Source organism: Rhodococcus olei, from assembly GCF_039540555.1.
In the GTDB taxonomy this organism is placed as follows: Bacteria; Actinomycetota; Actinomycetes; order Mycobacteriales; family Mycobacteriaceae; genus Rhodococcus_G; species Rhodococcus_G olei.
In genome coordinates, this window is the sequence record NZ_BAABFB010000054.1 from 1 (window position 1) to 17,472 (window position 17,472).

Genomic DNA, 17,472 nt, shown 5'->3' on the forward strand with positions numbered 1-17,472 from the left:
GAACGTTGTGAACGGTGTTGCGACGCTGTCGCACACGTTCGACGCCGCCGGTGCGAAGAACATCACCGCCGTCTACTCCGGTGCGGCAGGGTTCCTTGGCTCCACCTCGCAGGCCGGTGTTGTCACCGTGTCGGTTCCGGATGCACAGACCACGACGACGCTGCAGGTGCCGGCGACCGCGAACGTCGGTGCCGCGGTCGAGTTGAAGGCGACCGTCAGCCCGGCTCCGTCGGGTGGCACGGTGCAGTTCAAGGACGGTGACGTCAACGTCGGTGGTCCGGTGACTGTGGTGAACGGTGTTGCGACGTTGTCGCACACCTTCGACGCGGCGGGCGCGAAGAACATCACCGCCGTCTACTCCGGTGCGGCCGGGTTCCTCGGCTCCACGTCGCAGGCGGGTGCTGTCTCCGTCACGGATCCGGCGCCGGTGGATGTTGCCACGACTGTGGTGGCGGGTGCGCCTGCGACGGCGAAGGTCGGTGTCGCGGTGGATCTGTCGGCTGCGGTGTCGCCGTCGAATGCGGTGGGTACCGTGCAGTTCAAGGTGGGTGACGTCAACGTCGGTGGTCCGGTGCCGGTGGTTGACGGTGGTGCGACCTTGTCGCACACGTTCGATGCGGCGGGTGCGCAGAGTGTCACGGCGGTGTTCACCGGTGGGACCGGGTTCTTGAACTCGACGTCGCAGGCGGTGTCGGTGGCGGTGTCGGAGCCGCAGCCGGGTGATGTCGCGACGACGACGGCGGTCGAGGTGCCGGGGTCGGCGACGGTGGGGCAGACGGTCGTGTTGAGGGCGACGGTTTCGCCGGCGTCGGCGGGTGGCACGGTGCAGTTCAAGGACGGTTCCCGGGCGATCGGTCTTCCGGTTCCGATCGTGGACGGTAAGGCCTCGCTGTCGTACACGTTCACGACGGCGGGGGCGAAGGATGTGACCGCGGTGTACTCCGGTGGTCCGGGCTTCACCGGTTCGACTTCGGAGAAGGGGACGGTGACGGTGTCTGCGGCGCCCAGCGGCGGCGGCACCGGAAGCACCGGGTCGCTCGACAACATCTTCGGGTCCTGACCCGAGAGTGGTCCGGCCGGGCATACCGGCCGGACCACTCGGCCGTTGGACCGTGTGTCAAAGTTTCACCAGCTCACGCTTTTTCATGAATCCAGACGAGTGAACACGGAAGGATCGTCATGTCGATGATGCGGCGAATGGTCGCGACGGTCGGTGTCGCGGCGATCGCGGTGCTGGGTGTCGGAGTCGGCGGCGGAACGGCGTCTGCCGCGGCGACGTCGGCGACCAAGACCACCGACAACCTGAAGGTGACCAAGAGTGTGGCGCCGGGAACGGTCACTCGTGGTCAGACGGTCACGTACAAGACGGTGTTCGAGGTGACGAGCATCGTCGACCGCTACATCAACAAGATCACCGATGTGCATCCGGCCGGGTTCGAGTACGTCCCGGGTAGCGCGAAGGTGACGGCGTCGGGCCTGACGTCGGGTCCGTCGACGTCGTCCCCGACGCCGGCGGTCGACGATGCGAACAACCGGCTGTCGGTGAGCGGCAGCTGGTTGGTGTCGGACCGCTGGCTGTCGGAGAACAAGGACGTCACGTTCGAGGTGACCTACACGGTGCCCGACACCGCGACACCCGGAACGTTCGACAGCGGACTGGCGTTCGACGTGGCGACCTGGCAGTCCAGCCAGGTGTTCAACCCGATGGGTGTCAACGTCGACGTCTCGGCCCCGACCACCACGACGACCACGACGGTGACGGCACCCGCAGGTGCTCGCGTCGGCGAGGCGGTCGACCTCGTCGCCACCGTCGAGCCGACCCCGGCGGGCGGAACGGTCCAGTTCAAGGACAACGGGACCGCGATCGGTGCGCCGGTCACCCCGGTCGCAGGCAAGGCGACGCTGTCGCACGCCTTCACGGCAAACGGCGCGCACGCGATCACCGCGGAGTACACCGGCGCGGGGACCTTCACGGCCTCGACCTCTGCGCCGAGCACCGTCGACGTCACTGCCCCGACCCAGACGGTGCTCAGCGCCGCCTCGGACGCGCAGGCCGGCGTGCCGGTGAACCTCGTGGCGGCGGTGACGCCGGCACCGAACGGTGGCACCGTGCAGTTCAAGGACGGGAACACGGTGATCGGCACGGCCGACGTGGCCGGCGGCACCGCGACCCTTTCTCATGCCTTCACCACCGCGGGTACTCACCAGATCACCGCGAACTTCGCCGGAACGCCCACTTTCGATGCCTCGAGCTCCGCGTCGGTCGCGGTGACCGTGACCGGTGGCACCGGCGGTGGCACCGGCGGAAGTGGATCACTCGACACCGGGTCGCTGACCGGCATCTTCGGCTCCTGACCAGAATTCCCAGACACCCAGGAGGAAATCCCATGTCCCGTACTGTGATCCGCGCAGTGGCCGCGGTCGGTACCGCCGCGGTCGTGGCGCTCGGGTTCGGTCTCGGTGGCGGCAGCGCCGTCGCGGCCACCACGTCGGCGACGAAGACCACCGACAACCTGAAGGTGACCAAGAGTGTGGCGCCGGGAACGGTCACTCGTGGTCAGACGGTCACGTACAAGACGGTGTTCGAGGTGACGAGCATCGTCGACCGCTACATCAACAAGATCACCGATGTGCATCCGGCCGGGTTCGAGTACGTCCCGGGTAGCGCGAAGGTGACGGCGTCGGGCCTGACGTCGGGTCCGTCGACGTCGTCCCCGACGCCGGCGGTCGACGATGCGAACAACCGGCTGTCGGTGAGCGGCAGCTGGTTGGTGTCGGATCGGCCGTTGAGCCAGAACAAGGACGTCACGTTCGAGGTGACCTACCGGGTGCCCGACACGGCGGCCCCCGGAACGTTCGACAGCGGACTGGCGGTCGACGTGGCGACCTGGCAGTCCAGCCAGGTGTTCAACCCGATGGGCGTGACCGTCGAGGTGAGCGCACCCGACATCGCGACCACGACGGGGTTGAACGTCCCGGGCACCGCCAAGGTCGGTACCGCGGCGAACCTGACCGCGACCGTGGCCCCGGCGCCGTCCGGCGGGTCCGTGCAGTTCCTCGACGGCGGTAGCCCGATCGGTGCACCGGTGGCGGTGGCCTCCGGCGGCGCGACCCTGTCGCACACCTTCGATGCCCCGGGGGCGCACCAGATCACCGCGGTCTACTCGGGTGGTGGCCGGTACCAGGAGTCGACGTCACCGGTGATGACGGTGCAGGTCGCTGCGGCCCCGGCCAGTGGCGGGGGAAGCCTGGACCTGCCCGGACTGCCGTCGTTCGGTTCGTCCTAGCCACACCGGATCCCACTGCGGCCCCCAACCGAACCCGGTCGGGGGCCGCAGCCGTAGGGGGACGTGGTTCGATGAATCCGTGTCCGCGCCACCGATCCGACTCGAGGTCCTCATCGGCAGCGTCCGCCGGGGCCGCTTCGGTCCCGTCGTCGCCGACTGGTTCGTCCGCCGTGCCCGGCAGCGCGCGGACCTCGACATCGGGGTGCTCGACCTGGCCGACATCTCCCTGCCCGTCGACCATTCCGACACTCCGGAGTCGCAGAGCTTCCGGCGGCGGATCGACGAGGCCGACGCGTTCGTGATGGTCACCCCGGAGTACAACCACGGGTATCCGGCGGCGTTGAAGAACGCGATCGACACCGCGAAGCAGGAGTGGCGGGCGAAGCCGGTCGGATTCGTCTCCTACGGCGGGCTGTCGGGGGGTCTGCGCGCCACCGAGCAGTTGCGCCAGGTGGTCGCGGAGGTGCACATGGTGTCGATCCGCCAGACCGTCAGCTTCCACCAGGCCCGCAAGCGATTCGACGCCGCCGGGGAGACCGACGACGGCGCCGCCCTCGACGGTGCGGAGCGGCTGCTCGGCCAGCTCGCGTGGTGGGCCGAGGTGCTCCGCGCCGCCCGCGCCGCGAACCCCTATCCGGGCTGAGCCTCAGCCGACCGCGAGCGGCACCGACGCACCGAGCGGACGCCCCAGATAGGCGGTCTCCGCGGCGATCGTCACGAGCCTCAGCTCGGTTCTGCTCCCGTTGGACCACAGGATGATCCGGCCTCCACGCAGTCCGGGCTGCACAATCGACACCGGGGCGGCGTCGACGGGGGGTGCCTCGCGGACCACGATCGCGGTGACCGTGTCGGGCAGGGGGACGGGCTCGGTCCCGTCGAACACCACCGCCGTCACGGCGGTGCCGCGTGCCGCCGGACGATCGACGAGTGTCAGCCGGTCCGGATCCGCGACGCTGCCGACCAGCGACCGCCAGGACTCCGGGTCGGTGCTGTGGACGGCGATGCGCTCGCCGATCGCCACCGCCCGCAGTACCACCTGCTGCGCCAGATAGGGCTCCCCGACGACGTCCACGCGCCTGACCTCCGGGCCGGCGACGCGCACCGTGACCGCGCGGCCCGTCGCGTCGGAGCCGATCAGTTGCCCGCACCCGGCCACGGGGACGGTCAGCGTGTCCAGGTGTCGCGGCGTCACGGTCGTGAAGGTGGTCAGCGAGTCGAGGTCGGGGTGCGCGCCCGGCAGATGTGACCGCAGCGCCGCCGGCTCCCGGGTCGTCGGCACGAGACCGGGCAGCGTCGACCGCCTCGGCACCGATTCCGTGGTGAACCGGCACGACGCGGCGACCCGCACCTCGTTCGACGACGATCCCGGCCGCAGTCGCACGGTGACGGTCGTCGTGCGCGAGCGGGTGGCCCACACGTCGGCCAGTCGGTCGCCGAGGACGCGCGGGTCGATCGCGTACCCGGTGTTGCAGCCGTCCCGGACGGGGACGTGGGCCCGGGACCGTCCTGCCTCGTCGAAGGCTGCGCCACCGCTGATCGTCTCGGCGACCGCGGCGATCGCCGGCGCCGTCAGGATGAGACTCTCGGTGCCGCGCTCGGCGAGAGCCCGGACAATGCGTTGCGACGCAACGGACACCGCCCGCGCGGCCCCGCTGCGGCCTCCTCCGCGGCGGCGCACCGCCCCGGGCTGTGCGGTGGCCTCGAACCGCACGACCAGCCAGACGGTTCGGTCGGCGGTCGCGGCGAGCGGACCGATCAGGTCGTCGTAGACGCCCGCCACCGGCGAATCCGGCGCGACCCGACGGCCGTGACCGATCACGTCGATGCCGGCGAGTGAGATACCCTGCTGGAACAGCGATTCCGCGAGCACCCGGAGCGGAACCTCCGGGCAGTCGGTGGCCTCGTCGCGACCCAGGCGGGTCAGGGACCCGGGCGCCGCGAGCATCTCGATCACCGTGCACACCGTCCCCGCGGTCCAGCACAACCCGACGTCCAGCCCGTCATCGGTGCGGAACTTGGTGGCCGCGAACGCCTCCGGGTCGGAGTGTCGGACGCGCACCGCGGCCGATGCCCAGTCGAGCAGGATGCGCCCCCGGACCGGCAGCAACGTCACCGCAGCGGCAAGTGCGGCGAGAATCGCTGCCTGCCACCAGATCAGGCCGACACCCGAGCCGAGCGCCCCGGCGACCACCGCCACGACCTGTGCGGTCACCACGGCGCGCACCGGCGCCGGCGGCCACAACGGACAGCTCCGCCCACGCATCACGATGTTTCCCCCTGTTTTCCGTGCCGTCCCCACGACACGGATTCCCACGGGGACTGTACCCTTGCGGCCGTAGTGTGCGCCAAGTGGGGGAGGGAACATGGCTGCACAGCCGACGACGCGATGGCAGGTCAGCGGTTATCGCTTCCTGCTTCGCCGGATGGAACACGCGCTGGTGCGCCGGGACGTGCGGATGCTGCACGACCCGATGCGCAACCAGTCACGAGCGTTCGCGGTCGGGGCGATGCTCGCCGCCATCGGCGTGGCGGGGTGCGCCGCGCTGGCTCTGGTTCGTCCCCAGGACGAGATCGGTGACGCGAGGATCGTCGTCGGCGAGGACTCGGGTGCGATGTTCGTCGCCCGCGGCGAGACCCTGCACCCGGTGCTGAACCTGGCGTCGGCGCGGCTGATCGTCGGTGGCGCGAACTCCCCGGTGATCGTGAAGGAGTCCGAACTCGGCACCCGCCCGCGGGGCGCGCTGCTCGGCATTCCCGGTGCGCCGTCGGCACTTCCGGACGAGGACCCCGGGGCGTGGACGGTGTGCGACTCGATCGCGTCCGGTGGCGGACGGGCGGTGAGCACCGCGGTCGTCGTCGGCGGCCCGGACCTGACCGGGGGCATTCGTGAACTCGGCGGCGATGAGGCTCTGCTCGTCCAGAGCGCCGACGGCACGTTCCTGGTCCACGACGGCGCCCGCCGCCGGGTCGACCTCGGAGACCACGCGGTGACCCTCGCATACGACCTCGGCGGGATCGTTCCACGACCGGTCAGCGTGGGCCTGCTGAACGCGATTCCGGAGTCGCCGCCGCTGACGCCGCCGGCGATCCGCGACGCGGGTCGGCTGCCGTCGTATCCGTTCCAGGGCAAGCCGATCGGCTCGGTCGTCCAGGTTCAGGACGCACAGGAGACCGCCTATTACGTGGTCCTCGCCGACGGACTGCAGCGAGTCGGTCGCGCGACCGCCGACCTGATCCGGTACGCGGACTCGCAGGGTGCGGCCGGGATGGACGTCGTGACGCCGGATGCGGTTGCCGGGCCGCCGCAGTCGACGGCACTCGCCGTCGACACCTTCCCGGACACGCCGCCGCGCGTCGTCGACGAGCGGCGAGATCCGGTGAGCTGCCTGTCTTGGCGCCCGGTGGCCGGAGCACCCGCCGACTCCGGTGTCCGGGCCTCGGTCGCGGTGGTCGCCGGCAACGCGCTGCCGCTACCGGAGGGTGCCCGTCCGGTCACCCTCGCGCAGAGCGACGGCACCGGGGACAACGCGGATCAGTTCTTCGTGCGTCCGGGCGTCGGAGCTCTGGTCCACTCGACCGGTGTCACGCCGTCGAGCGAGCGCCGCGGCGCACTCTTCTTCGTCGCCGACACCGGGGTCCGTTACGGGGTCGAGAATTCCGAGACCGCAACCGTTCTGGGATTCGGTGCGGAGACCTCGCCCGCGCCGTGGCCGATCCTCGCATTGCTGGCGCCGGGCCCCGAGCTCGCTCGGGAGGCGGCACTCCTCGCCCACGACGGGGTCGCCCCGGACCCTCACCCGTCCGACGTGTCGGCGGGATGACGCCTGCGCCGCAACGGAAATGACGCGAGCAGTCCGACTCCCAGCGCGGCCGCGACGCCGCCGGCGCCGAACAGCGCAACGGTCCGGGGGCGGGTGTCCGGCGGCGGCACCGGTTCGGGGGGCGGGATCGCCGCCGACGCCGGGTCGGTCACCGGGTCCGACTCGGCGGCGGTGACCGCGGCCAGGGGATCGACCGTCCCGTGGCCGACGAACGGGTCCCAACCCGCCGCGGGCGCGTGCGCGGTCGCCTGGATGCGTGCGATCACCTGTCGGGCGGTCCACTCCGGGTGACGCGCGCGGACCAGCGCGGCGGTGCCCGCGACGTACGGGGTCGCGAAGCTGGTGCCCTCGACGGGCTTTCCGTTCGCCGAGTCGGTGAGCCCGGCGTCCTGCGGGCGCCGTGGGTCGAGGGAGGTGATCCCGGTTCCGGGCGCGGCCACGTCCACCCACGGACCCGGCAGCGTGAACGCCGACGGCGATCCGTCGGGATCGACGGACCCGACCGTGAGCACCTGGTCGTCGTACCAGGCCGGGGTCGCGACCGTGGCGACGTCCGTCCACGGATCCGCATCGGGCCGAGCGGGATCGGGTTCCGGATTCGAGCGCGGGCAGGCGTCGAGATTGCCGGCCGCCGCGACGACGACGGCGTCGTGGACCCGCGCGGCGTAGTCGACCGCGGCCCCGAGCGCGGGATTGTCGCCGGATCCGGGCGGCACACACGCCACCTCGGAGATGTTGATGACCGTGGCGCCCAGGTCGGCGGCGCGGCGGACAGCGGACGCCAGCGTGGTGAGGGTCCCGACGCCGCGGGCGTTCGGGCCGTCGGCGTCCGGTACGGCGCCGACCCGCCGGTAGATGTTGCTGGACTGGCGGATCGTCAGGATCCGGGCATCGGGAGCGACGCCGGCGAAGCCGCTGTCACCCGAACGGCTCGCGGCGATGATTCCGGCAACGAGGGTGCCGTGGGCGTCGCAGTCGGAGGTGCCGTCGCCGGTGGAGACGAAGTCACCGCCGGCCACCAGTCCCGGCAGGCGTGGGTGGCGTTCGACGCCGGTGTCGATCACCGCCACCAGCTGGCCTCGGCCGGTGGTCAGGGGCCACACGGCGTCGAGGTCCAGCGTCCTCTGCGGTGCCGGCGTCGGCGCGGCGTCGGTCACCGCCGCGGTCGCCGCACAGGCGTCACGCAACTCGGACGGCAGCGGCGGCAGATTCCCCGGCGGCAGGGCTCCGGGGTCGATCGTCGGAGGCGAGACCGACGCGGCGGTGCCACCACCGACGGTCCAGGCGGCGACCGCGAGGGCCGCGACGCGGGCGCGGGTGCGCATCACAGTCCGCGCATCGCGGCGAACAGGCCGGACACCCAGCACACGAGCGGCAGCACCGCTGCGACGGCCGCGTAGTCGAGGAGTTCGACGGCCCGTCGCTGCACCGGGGAGAACTCGTGCCGAGGCGCGAGGACGCCGAGCGTCATCGCGACCCCGACCCCCAGCGTCGCGAGCACGAACGTCGCGACCGCGCGGTCCGGCGCGGACACCGCGGCGCCCGTCAGCAGCAGGAGCAGGATCGCGACGCCGCAGGCGATCAGCACCGCCGTCGGGGCGAGACTCGCGTAGGTGCGGCCGCGGAGCATCAACACCACGGCCGACGCCACGGCCAGAATCGTTCCCGGCCAGTCGATCCCGTCCGATCCGAGCACGCCGGCGGCGGCCAGTGCGCCGGCGCCGGTGGTCACGCCCGCGGCCGCGACCAACCCCGTCAGGTGCCTGCGGGCGCGCGCGGCCTTGGCCTCGAGACCCACGAACGACGCGAGCGGCCCCGACTCGCCGGAATCGGCTTCCTCGGTGTCGAGCGGCGACCCCGGTGACGGCACGGGAGGCAGCGGGAGTGACGCCAGCAGCATCGCGCCCCGCGGCGCGGCAGCGAGCAGCGCGAGCGCGGCGGCGGTCGTGATCCCGCCGACGGCCGGGGCGCACAGGCCGGTCAGCTCGGCGAGCGAGGCCGCGCCGGCGGCCAGGACCGACACTGTCGCCGAGGCGGTCCCGACCGTGACGCCGACGCCGCTGATCCGGGCCGCGAGGATGGCGACCGCACCACAGGTGACGGCGCCGAGCAGGACACTCGCCGCGCCGAGGTCCCCGGGCACGACGAGGGCACCGGCGGCGAAGGCAGGCGGGAGCGCCGCTCCCCACAGCGTGACCCCGGCCGCGCCGTCGTCGTACACCCGGGCGGTGACAGCCCCGGCGGCCACCAGCAGCGCGGCAGTCACCAGTGCGGCGAGGATGCCGGCCAGGCCGTCGTCGTGCTCGCGTCCGAGCAGCAGTGCCGCGGCGCCGATCGTGGCGAGGGCGACCGCGGTCACGGAGCCGGTGACCCGGGCCGTGGCGGGCGTCCAACGACGGTCGGTGTCCGAGTCGATCGCGGCGACGTTGTGCATCAGGTCGTCGAACAGCGGTGCGGGCGGCCGCCGGTCGGCGGGGTGGAGCAACAGCAGGTCGCCGTCGCGGACACCGTGCGTTGCCAGCGACCCCGCCGGATCCAACGGTGCCTGGCCGAGCCGACCGAGAACCCACTCGGCCGCGGTCGCCGATGCGTCCGTCAACACCGTTGTCTCACTGTGCATCTCGATCATCGAGACGAGTTCGGGAATCAGCAACGCGAGTGGCACGCCGGCCGGCAGTGCCAGGTCCACCTGGGTGCGATCGGTGAGGACGGTCAGCCGGCACAGATCCGTCCGGTCGTCCACGTTCACAGAGTCCGTCACGACATCCCCCTTTGGGCGCAGGCCCCCACCCGCGCCGCCACTACGAACGCCGGGCACTCTACGGCACCGGCTGCGCGCGCGGCGAGGAGTGTGCGATAGTTTCCGGCGTTCGAGGTGTCGCCCCTGGGGAGGGAGGGCGCTCGAGCAGTCCGGTCGACACCAGGGGGGTGATCGCATGGCGACCGTGCATTTTCAGCGCCGAGCGCGACGTGAGGCGCCACGTGCGCCGGGCGGCGAGGTGTGCCTGCAGCCGCCGCCCGAGATCCCGAAGATCGTTCCCGGCAACCTGCTGACCAAGCTGTTGCCGGTCGTGATGGTGGCGGCAATGGTCGGCATGGCCGCGCTGATGTTCACCTCGGGAGCGGCGGCGAACCCGATGTCGCTGGTGTTCCCGGTGATGATGGTGGTCTCCATGCTGGGGATGCTGGTCGGTGGCCGCGGCGGCGGGGACCGGGCGGCGCAGGCCAATGAGGACCGCAAGGACTACCTGCGGTACCTGGACCAGCTCAGGCGGGACGTCCACACCACCGTGAACGGTCAGCGCGCCGCGCTCGAATGGAGCCATCCCGACCCCGACCACCTGTGGACGCTCGCCGGGTCGGACCGCATGTGGGAGCGGCGGATCACCGACGCCGACCACTGTCACGTTCGGGTGGGGCGAGGCAGTCAGCGGCTCGCGACCCGGTTGATCACACCCGAGACGGGGCCGGTCGAAGACCTCGAACCGGTGTCCGCGGTGTCGCTGCGACGCTTCGTGAGAACTCATTCCGTGGTCCCGGAGTTGCCGACGGCGGTCGCTCTGCGCGGATTCGCCGCGATCGCGTTCGAGGGCGACCGGGCGGCGTGCCGGAACCTGGCGCGTTCGATGCTCGTGCAGCTGTGCATGTTTCACGGTCCGGACCAGATTCGGGTCGCCGTCGTGTGTGGACCCGACACGGCGGGGGAGTGGGAATGGGTCAAGTGGCTTCCCCATGCGCAGCATCCGGATCGCGAGGACGGAGTGGGTACCGCCCGCATGGTGTACGGGTCGCTGGCCGAACTCGACGACACCCTCGGCCCGCACCTGGCGATGCGGGCGCGGTTCTCCCGCACCGCGCCCGCGACCGCGGGCGTCCCACAGGTCGTGGTCGTCCTCGACGGCGGCATCACCGTCGGTCCGGGGATCATCGACGACGGCCTGGACTCGGTGACCCTGCTCGACCTCGGTGGCTGTCGGCCGGCGCTGTCCGCCACGCGCGGCATCCAACTGGTGCTCTCCGACGGGTCGCTCGGCGCCCGCAGCAGTTCCGGGATCGAGACGTTCGCCGTCCCGGACGGTCTCGGGGTGCATCAGGCGCAGACCGCGGCGCGTCGGCTCGCCCGGTACCGCGTGGCGCCGCAGAGCGCCGCCGACGGCGCGGCGGAGGACGCCGCCGTGAACGCCGACTGGCAGCAGTTGCTCGGGCTGCCCGACCTCGCATCGCTGGATCCGGAGGTCTCGTGGGCGCCGCGGAGCCCCCGCGAGCGGCTGCGGGTCCCGATCGGTGTCGGGCCCGACGGCAGCCCGGTCGAGATCGACCTCAAGGAGGCCGCCGAGAACGGCATGGGTCCGCACGGACTGTGCATCGGCGCAACCGGTTCCGGCAAATCCGAGTTTCTGCGGACCCTCGTTCTCGGGCTGATCACGACGCACTCGCCCGAGTCGTTGAACCTCGTGCTCGTCGACTTCAAGGGCGGCGCGACGTTCCTCGGCCTCGATCGGGTGCCCCACGTCGCCGCGGTCATCACCAACCTCGCGGAAGAACTCGCAATGGTCGACCGGATGCGCGACGCCCTCGCCGGGGAGATGAACCGGAGGCAGGAACTGTTGCGGTCCGCGGGCAACTTCGCGAACGTGACCGACTACGAGCGGGCCCGCGCCGCGGGTGCCGACCTCGCCCCGCTGCCGGCGCTGTTCATCGTCGTCGACGAGTTCTCCGAGCTGCTCAGTCAGCAACCCGATTTCGCCGACCTGTTCGTCGCGATCGGCCGGCTCGGCCGGTCGCTGCACATCCACCTGCTCCTGGCCAGCCAACGACTCGACGAGGGCAGGCTCCGTGGGCTCGACAGTCATCTGTCCTACCGGATCGGGCTGAAGACATTCTCCGCCAACGAGTCCCGCACTGTTCTCGGTGTTCCCGACGCCTACCACCTGCCGGCGACTCCCGGGGCGGGCTACCTCAAGACCGACTCCGCCGAGATCGTGCGCTTCTCCGCCGCGTACGTGTCGGGCCCCGGCCGGTCCCGCGCCGCGGGCGGCGCGAGGGGCGCGCGGGCCGCCGCCGATCTGCGACCGCGGCCCTTCACCGCTGCTCCGGTCGCCGCACCACCCGCGATCGCGTTACCCGAGGCCCCGGCCCGGGACGTCGAAGACACCGGGCGCACCGTCCTCGACGTGGTGGTCGACCGGGTCCGCGGTCGCGGAGTTCCCGCCCACGAGGTGTGGTTGCCGCCGCTCGACGAACCGCCCACGCTCGACGCTCTGATCCCCGCGTCGGCGGCGGGCGGTCCGGCGCCGGTCCCCCTTCGCGCACCGGTCGGACTGGTCGATCGCCCGTTCGATCAGCGCCGCGACCCCCTCGTCGTGGATCTGGCCGGGTCGCGCGGCAACGTGGCGATCGTCGGTGGCCCGCAGTCCGGGAAGTCGACGGCGTTGCGGTCGCTGATCCTCGCGATGGCGCTGACGCACACCCCGGAGCAGGTCCAGTTCTACTGCCTCGACTTCGGCGGCGGCACGCTGTCGGGGCTCGCCGGGTTGCCGCACGTCGGTTCCGTGTCCAACCGACTCGACGTGGACCGGGTCCGCCGGACCGTCGCCGAGATGAACACCCTGGTGCGGGAACGGGAACGACGATTCCGGCAGCTCGGGATCGACTCGATGGCCGAGTTCCGTCGGATTCGTGCCGCCGGTGGCCCGGCGGCGGCAGACCTGGCCGACGACCGGTTCGGTGACGTCTTCCTGGTCGTCGACGGCTGGCCGGGTGTGCGGCAGGACTTCGAACCGCTCGAGGCGCAGATCGGTGCGCTCGCCGGTCAGGGCCTGTCGTTCGGCGTCCACGTCGTCGTGACGGCGTCCCGGTGGGCCGAGATCCGCCCGGCGCTCAAGGACCAGCTCGGCACCCGGATCGAGCTCCGACTCGGCGACCCGTCCGATTCCGACGTCGGCCGGGCCAAGGCGACCCGGGTTCCCGAGGGCAGGCCCGGGCGCGGCATGACACCCGAGGGCCTGCATCTGCTGACCGCGTTGCCGAGAATCGACGGGCACCCGTCCGGTACCGACCTCACCGCCGGGGTCGCGGACGCGAGCGCACGGATCGCGGCGGCGTCGCCCGGCCGCGCGGCGCCGCCGGTGCGCATGCTCCCGGACCGTGTCGCGCGGGCGGAGCTGCCGGTGGGGGCCGAGCACGCCCCCGGCCGGCCCACGCTCCGAGTGCCGATCGGCCTCGGCGAGGCCGATCTGGCGCCGGTGTACATCGATTTCGACGAGCATCAGCACGTTCTGGCGTTCGGGGACGGCGGCGCGGGCAAGACGACGTTGCTGCGCGGAATCTGCGCCGGTCTCGTGGAGGCCAACACCCCGCAGCAGGTCAAGATCGTTCTCGCCGACTACCGGCGCACGATGCTCGGCGTCGTCGAGGGCGACCATCTCGCGGGTTACGCCGCGAACGCGCCCGTACTGACCGAGATGACGACCGACCTCGCGGCGGTCCTCGCCGGCCGGATGCCGGGTGCCGACCTGACACCCCGGCAGATGCGGGACCGGTCCTGGTGGACCGGACCGGAGATCTTCGTGATCGTCGACGACTACGACCTCGTCGCGACGTCGAGCGGGAACCCGTTGCTGCCGCTGCTCGACCACCTGCCGCACGGCAGGGACATCGGCCTGCACCTGATCGTGGCGCGTCGCTCCGGGGGCGCCGGGCGGGCCCTGTACGAACCGGTCGTCGCGCGCCTGCGGGATCTCGTTCCCACCGGAGTGGTGATGAGCGGGAGCCGCGACGAGGGCAACCTGATCGGCTCGGTCCGGCCGACCGAGATGCCGCCGGGTCGGGCGACGCTGGTGACCCGGGCCGGCGCCTCGCTGATTCAGGTCGCCTGGCTGCCGCCGCTGTGACCGGGGGATCGGTGGCGGCGGTCCATCTGACCGAGACGACCGTGTGGGCGCGCCAGGGCGACCGGATCGTCGAGCGGCCGGCGGGCGTGCGGGTCGGCACCGGCGGGCTCGAGTCCGGTGTCGGCCTCGACCAGGCCGTCCAGGCCGATGCGGTCGAGCCGTACCCGATCAGGTACGTCGACGACGAGGTGGTGCTCCTCGGTTCGACCGCGGTCCCGGTGGCCGAGGTTCTCGCCGCCCTGGTCGCCGACGCGGTCACCGCCGCCGGAGCCTCGGTTCCGGTGGACCTGCTCGTCCTGACCGTGCCGAGCCGATGGGGCACCCGCCGACGGCGGGTGCTGGCCGCGGCCGGCCGGACGGCGGCGCGGGACGTGCGGTTGATCCCCGTCGCCGATGCGGTGACCCGGGCCGTCGGCGCCGACGACGCCGGCGTGGTGGTCGAACTCGGGACGCTGCAGTCCGCGGCCTCGTCGACGGTCGTCGGCGACGGGATCTCGTTGGACGCGCTGGGCGCCGGGGACATCGCCGAGTGCCCGGACGCCGCACAGGAATTCGTGACGACGGTGGGCGCGTGGCATCCCCGGACGCCGCCCTGGGTCGCGCTCACCGGCGAAGCGGCCGGGCCGCGGCTGGTCGCGGAACTTCGCCGGTGCTGGGGTGTCGCGCCGCGGGTCCTGGAGGTGTCCGGCGGCGCCGTTGTCGCCGCAGCGCACCGGTGGGGTGTCGACGCGCTCGGAGGTCACCCGGCTCGCGCCTCTCGGGCCCGCGGTGTCCTTCGGCGACCGTGGATCACCGCCGCCGCCGCCGCGGCGGCGGTGGTGGCGGCGGCCGCGGTCGGGGTCGCGATGTGGGGGTGGGACCGGCCGGTGCCTGGCGTCGCCCCGGACGCGGCGCCGGCGGCCGCGCGGGTCGCCTCCGGACGCGCCGATGTCGCACTGCCCCCGGGCTGGCACGAGCGGACACCCTCCGCCGGGCCGGACCGGGTCGAGTTGGTGCGCGACGACGGTCGACCTGCCCGAATCCTGTTGGTGCACAAGGAACTCAACCCGGGTGCCGATCTCGACGGGGTGGGGACGACGCTCGCGGCGCGGATCGCCGACCACGCGGACACGTTCGGGTCGCTCGAACGGGTCGAGGTCGATACGAGGCCCGGCCTGGCGTATGTCGAACGCCCCGACCCCGATTCGCAGGTGCGGTGGCTGGTCGTCGTCGGGGACGGACTCCAGGTGAGCATCGGCTGTCAGGCCCTCGCCGGCCGGATGGACGACGTCGAACCGGCCTGCGGCGACATCGTGCGGTCGCTGAACGTCGCGGGTCGCTGACCGGAATCGGGCCGGCGGAACCCGAAACCGGCCCGGATCGAACGGAACCGAACTCCGGTGACGGTGCGTCCAATTGGATGTAGACGCGGTCCGGCTCGGCCCACCGGGGCGGGAATCCCGGGACGCGAGAATCGAGGAGGGGTGCATGAGCGGTCAGATGAGGACCACCACCGAAACCATGGAGACCGCGGCGCGGCACGTGGGTGACGTGAACGGGGACATTCAGGGGCTGCTGACGTCGCTGCAGGGCCGGCTCACCGCGGTGAACGGCGTGTGGGAAGGCGCGGCGAAGGCGGCGTTCGACGGCCTGATGGTCCGGTGGGACGAGAGCGCCAAGCGGCTGAACGAGTCGCTGCTCGCGATCAGCGAGAACATCCGAGCGAACGGGGTCGCGTTCGCGACCGCCCAGGACGATCACGTGAGCGCGATCAACAACGTCGGCGGCAGCCTCAACCTCTGACGACAGGACCGTCAGCTCAGATCGATTTCAACAGGGGGACAACATGAGTGGCACCATGCGCTACGACTTCGCTGCGATCGACGGCGCCCGCGCCGACATCGCGCGCACCAGCACCGACATCAACGGCAAGCTCGCCGACCTCGAGAGCTACCTCGCCCCGCTCGTCGCGGAGTGGGAGGGCGCCGCGTCCGAGGCGTACCAGGCGCAGCAGGCCAAGTGGGACGCCGCCGCCAACGACCTGAACCAGGTGCTCGAGGCGATCGGTCGTGCGGTCGGCGCAGGCAACGACGACATGAACGCGACGAACAACCGCGCGGCCGCCAGCTGGGCCTGACCTCGGTACGCGTTCGTGAACGCAGGACGTCCCCGGTGGAGGAGAGCCACCGGGGACGTCCTGCGTGTCGATCGGTGCGGTCAGGGGCGGAACACGAGCAGCGGTACGTGCAACTCGGCGGACGTGAGCGAACCGTGGTGACCGACCAGGATCGACTGCAACGGCTCCGCGCCGCTTCGGATCAGGGCCCCGTCACCCGTCGCGACGGCGATCACGTCACCGATCCGCTGCTCGGCGGCCGCGCTGATCGTGGGCCCGAACCAGCCCCGAGCGACGACGTCCGCACGGGAGTGCACCGAGAAGTCGTCGCCGAGAATCTCCTGCCACCGGGCGAGAACCGCATCCGCGTGACCGGGTTCGGCGTAGACGTGGCGCGCGCGCGGCTCGCCGCCGATCGCCCGGACACCCTCACGCAGCCCGTCGTCCTGGTCGAGGTCGATCCGTGAGCGGACCTGCACCATGCCGTGGTCGGCCGTCACGATCAGTGCCCCGTCCGCGGGCAGCCGCTCGGCTATCTGCCGGGCCAGCAGGTCGACCTGGGCGAGTTCGAGTGCCCAGGCCGCGGACTCGGGGCCGCGGGCGTGCCCGGTGAGGTCGAGTTCGCCGTGGTAGGCGTAGACGACCGCGCGATCTCCTTCGCCCATCGCCGCCACCGCGGCGTCGGCCAGGTCACCCATCGAGAAGCTCGGCCGGAACTCACCGCCCCGCAGCGCGGCGCGGGTCAGGCCCGAGTTCCCCTGATACGGGGGCGCGACCCGGGAGACCGTCACACCGGCGGCCGCGGCCCGCTCGAACGCGGTGGGAGTCGGCTGGAACTCCTCGGGAACGAGTACACGCAGCAGGTCGACGCGCGGTCCCTCACCGTGCAGTCGCCACTTGAGTGGGTTCATCAGCCGGTCCTCGCCGGGAACCGACATCAGGTAGCCGACGACTCCGTGCTCGCCGGCCGGCACCCCGGTGCCCAGTGACGCGAGGCTCGTCGCGGTCGTCGTCGGGAATCCGGCGGTCAGTACGGCCGACGATCGCGCCGACGTCAGGAACGCCGCCTGCTGCGGGTGGCCCGCGAGCAGCTCCGAGCCCATACCGTCGACAAGGAGGATGCAGACCCGATTGACACCGGCCAGGTCGAGTCCGAGGCGGTTCGTCTCACCCGCGACGCCGAGCTGGCAGAGGACCGACGGAACGAGGTCCGACAGAGACCGATGACCGTAGTGCGGAGCGAGCAACATGCGCTCAGGCTAGCCGCCGTGCGCACGCCGCACGCCGGTGTTCGGCGGTCAGTGGGCCTGTGACCAGGCGATTTGCGGGACGCGGGGCGATCACGTAACTTTTGTCGAGTCAGAGCGACACGGACA

13 protein-coding genes are annotated in these 17,472 nt (G+C 71.9%); 9 read left to right on the forward strand and 4 right to left on the reverse strand.

Annotation, left to right across the window (positions count from 1 at the left end; all coding sequences use genetic code 11):
• The 4 genes from ABD951_RS17820 to ABD951_RS17835 form a co-directional block, all read left to right on the forward strand.
• Nucleotides 1–1,060, forward strand: a 1,060-nt coding sequence (locus ABD951_RS17820) for an Ig-like domain-containing protein (RefSeq protein WP_345347820.1), incomplete at its 5' end; no start/stop codon positions are given.
• Nucleotides 1,061–1,185: 125 nt separating this feature from the next.
• Entirely contained in the window at nt 1,186–2,355 is a 1,170-nt protein-coding gene (locus ABD951_RS17825; RefSeq protein WP_345347823.1) for an Ig-like domain-containing protein, read from the forward strand.
• Nucleotides 2,356–2,387: 32 nt separating this feature from the next.
• Nucleotides 2,388–3,287 (forward strand): Ig-like domain-containing protein, encoded by a 900-nt coding sequence (locus tag ABD951_RS17830; protein WP_345347826.1) that lies wholly within the window; start codon nt 2,388–2,390, stop codon nt 3,285–3,287.
• 79 nt (nt 3,288–3,366) lie between these two features.
• Entirely contained in the window at nt 3,367–3,930 is a 564-nt protein-coding gene (locus ABD951_RS17835; RefSeq protein WP_345347829.1) for an NADPH-dependent FMN reductase, read from the forward strand.
• Nucleotides 3,931–3,933: 3 nt separating this feature from the next.
• Here the strand turns inward: ABD951_RS17835 and eccE are convergent, their stop codons facing one another.
• The gene (gene eccE, locus ABD951_RS17840) at nt 3,934–5,502 is read right to left on the reverse strand and encodes a type VII secretion protein EccE (RefSeq protein WP_345347832.1); all 1,569 of its coding nucleotides are present in this window, start codon (nt 5,500–5,502) and stop codon (nt 3,934–3,936) included.
• A 148-nt stretch (nt 5,503–5,650) separates the two neighbouring features.
• Between eccE and eccB the strand changes: the two genes are divergently transcribed.
• Nucleotides 5,651–7,108, forward strand: coding sequence for a type VII secretion protein EccB (gene eccB / locus ABD951_RS17845; protein WP_345347835.1), 1,458 nt, complete (start codon nt 5,651–5,653; stop codon nt 7,106–7,108).
• Here the strand turns inward: eccB and mycP are convergent.
• Entirely contained in the window at nt 7,081–8,433 is a 1,353-nt protein-coding gene (gene mycP / locus ABD951_RS17850; protein ID WP_345347838.1) for a type VII secretion-associated serine protease mycosin, read from the reverse strand. The genes eccB and mycP overlap by 28 nt on opposite strands.
• Nucleotides 8,433–9,869, reverse strand: a complete 1,437-nt coding sequence (eccD, locus tag ABD951_RS17855; RefSeq protein ID WP_345347841.1) for a type VII secretion integral membrane protein EccD — start codon at nt 9,867–9,869, stop codon at nt 8,433–8,435. The genes mycP and eccD overlap by 1 nt, the downstream gene beginning before the upstream one ends.
• A gap of 175 nt (nt 9,870–10,044) precedes the next feature.
• On the opposite strand from eccD, the gene eccCa reads away from it, so the two are divergent.
• From eccCa to ABD951_RS17875, 4 genes are all read left to right on the forward strand, one after another.
• The gene (eccCa, locus tag ABD951_RS17860; RefSeq protein WP_345347844.1) at nt 10,045–14,001 is read left to right on the forward strand and encodes a type VII secretion protein EccCa; all 3,957 of its coding nucleotides are present in this window, start codon (nt 10,045–10,047) and stop codon (nt 13,999–14,001) included.
• An 11-nt stretch (nt 14,002–14,012) separates the two neighbouring features.
• Nucleotides 14,013–15,323, forward strand: coding sequence for a type VII secretion-associated protein (locus ABD951_RS17865; RefSeq protein ID WP_345347847.1), 1,311 nt, complete (start codon nt 14,013–14,015; stop codon nt 15,321–15,323).
• 145 nt (nt 15,324–15,468) lie between these two features.
• Nucleotides 15,469–15,783 (forward strand): WXG100 family type VII secretion target, encoded by a 315-nt coding sequence (locus ABD951_RS17870; protein WP_345347850.1) that lies wholly within the window; start codon nt 15,469–15,471, stop codon nt 15,781–15,783.
• A gap of 43 nt (nt 15,784–15,826) precedes the next feature.
• Entirely contained in the window at nt 15,827–16,117 is a 291-nt protein-coding gene (locus ABD951_RS17875) for a WXG100 family type VII secretion target (protein WP_345347852.1), read from the forward strand.
• Nucleotides 16,118–16,197: 80 nt separating this feature from the next.
• Here the strand turns inward: ABD951_RS17875 and ABD951_RS17880 are convergent, their stop codons facing one another.
• The gene (locus tag ABD951_RS17880) at nt 16,198–17,346 is read right to left on the reverse strand and encodes an alkaline phosphatase family protein (protein WP_345347855.1); all 1,149 of its coding nucleotides are present in this window, start codon (nt 17,344–17,346) and stop codon (nt 16,198–16,200) included.
• Nucleotides 17,347–17,472: the final 126 nt, after the last annotated feature.

Excerpts from the sequence above, each read along its gene's own strand:
- ABD951_RS17825 (WP_345347823.1), top strand. The coding sequence starts at position 1,186 with ATGATGCGGCGAATGGTCGCGACGGTCGGTGTCGCGGCGATCGCGGTG.
- ABD951_RS17830 (WP_345347826.1), top strand. The coding sequence starts at position 2,388 with ATGTCCCGTACTGTGATCCGCGCAGTGGCCGCGGTCGGTACCGCCGCG.
- eccB (WP_345347835.1), top strand. The coding sequence starts at position 5,651 with ATGGCTGCACAGCCGACGACGCGATGGCAGGTCAGCGGTTATCGCTTC.
- mycP (WP_345347838.1), bottom strand. The coding sequence starts at position 8,433 with ATGCGCACCCGCGCCCGCGTCGCGGCCCTCGCGGTCGCCGCCTGGACC.
- eccCa (WP_345347844.1), top strand. The coding sequence starts at position 10,045 with ATGGCGACCGTGCATTTTCAGCGCCGAGCGCGACGTGAGGCGCCACGT.
- ABD951_RS17870 (WP_345347850.1), top strand. The coding sequence starts at position 15,469 with ATGAGCGGTCAGATGAGGACCACCACCGAAACCATGGAGACCGCGGCG.
- ABD951_RS17875 (WP_345347852.1), top strand. The coding sequence starts at position 15,827 with ATGAGTGGCACCATGCGCTACGACTTCGCTGCGATCGACGGCGCCCGC.
- ABD951_RS17880 (WP_345347855.1), bottom strand. The coding sequence starts at position 17,346 with ATGTTGCTCGCTCCGCACTACGGTCATCGGTCTCTGTCGGACCTCGTT.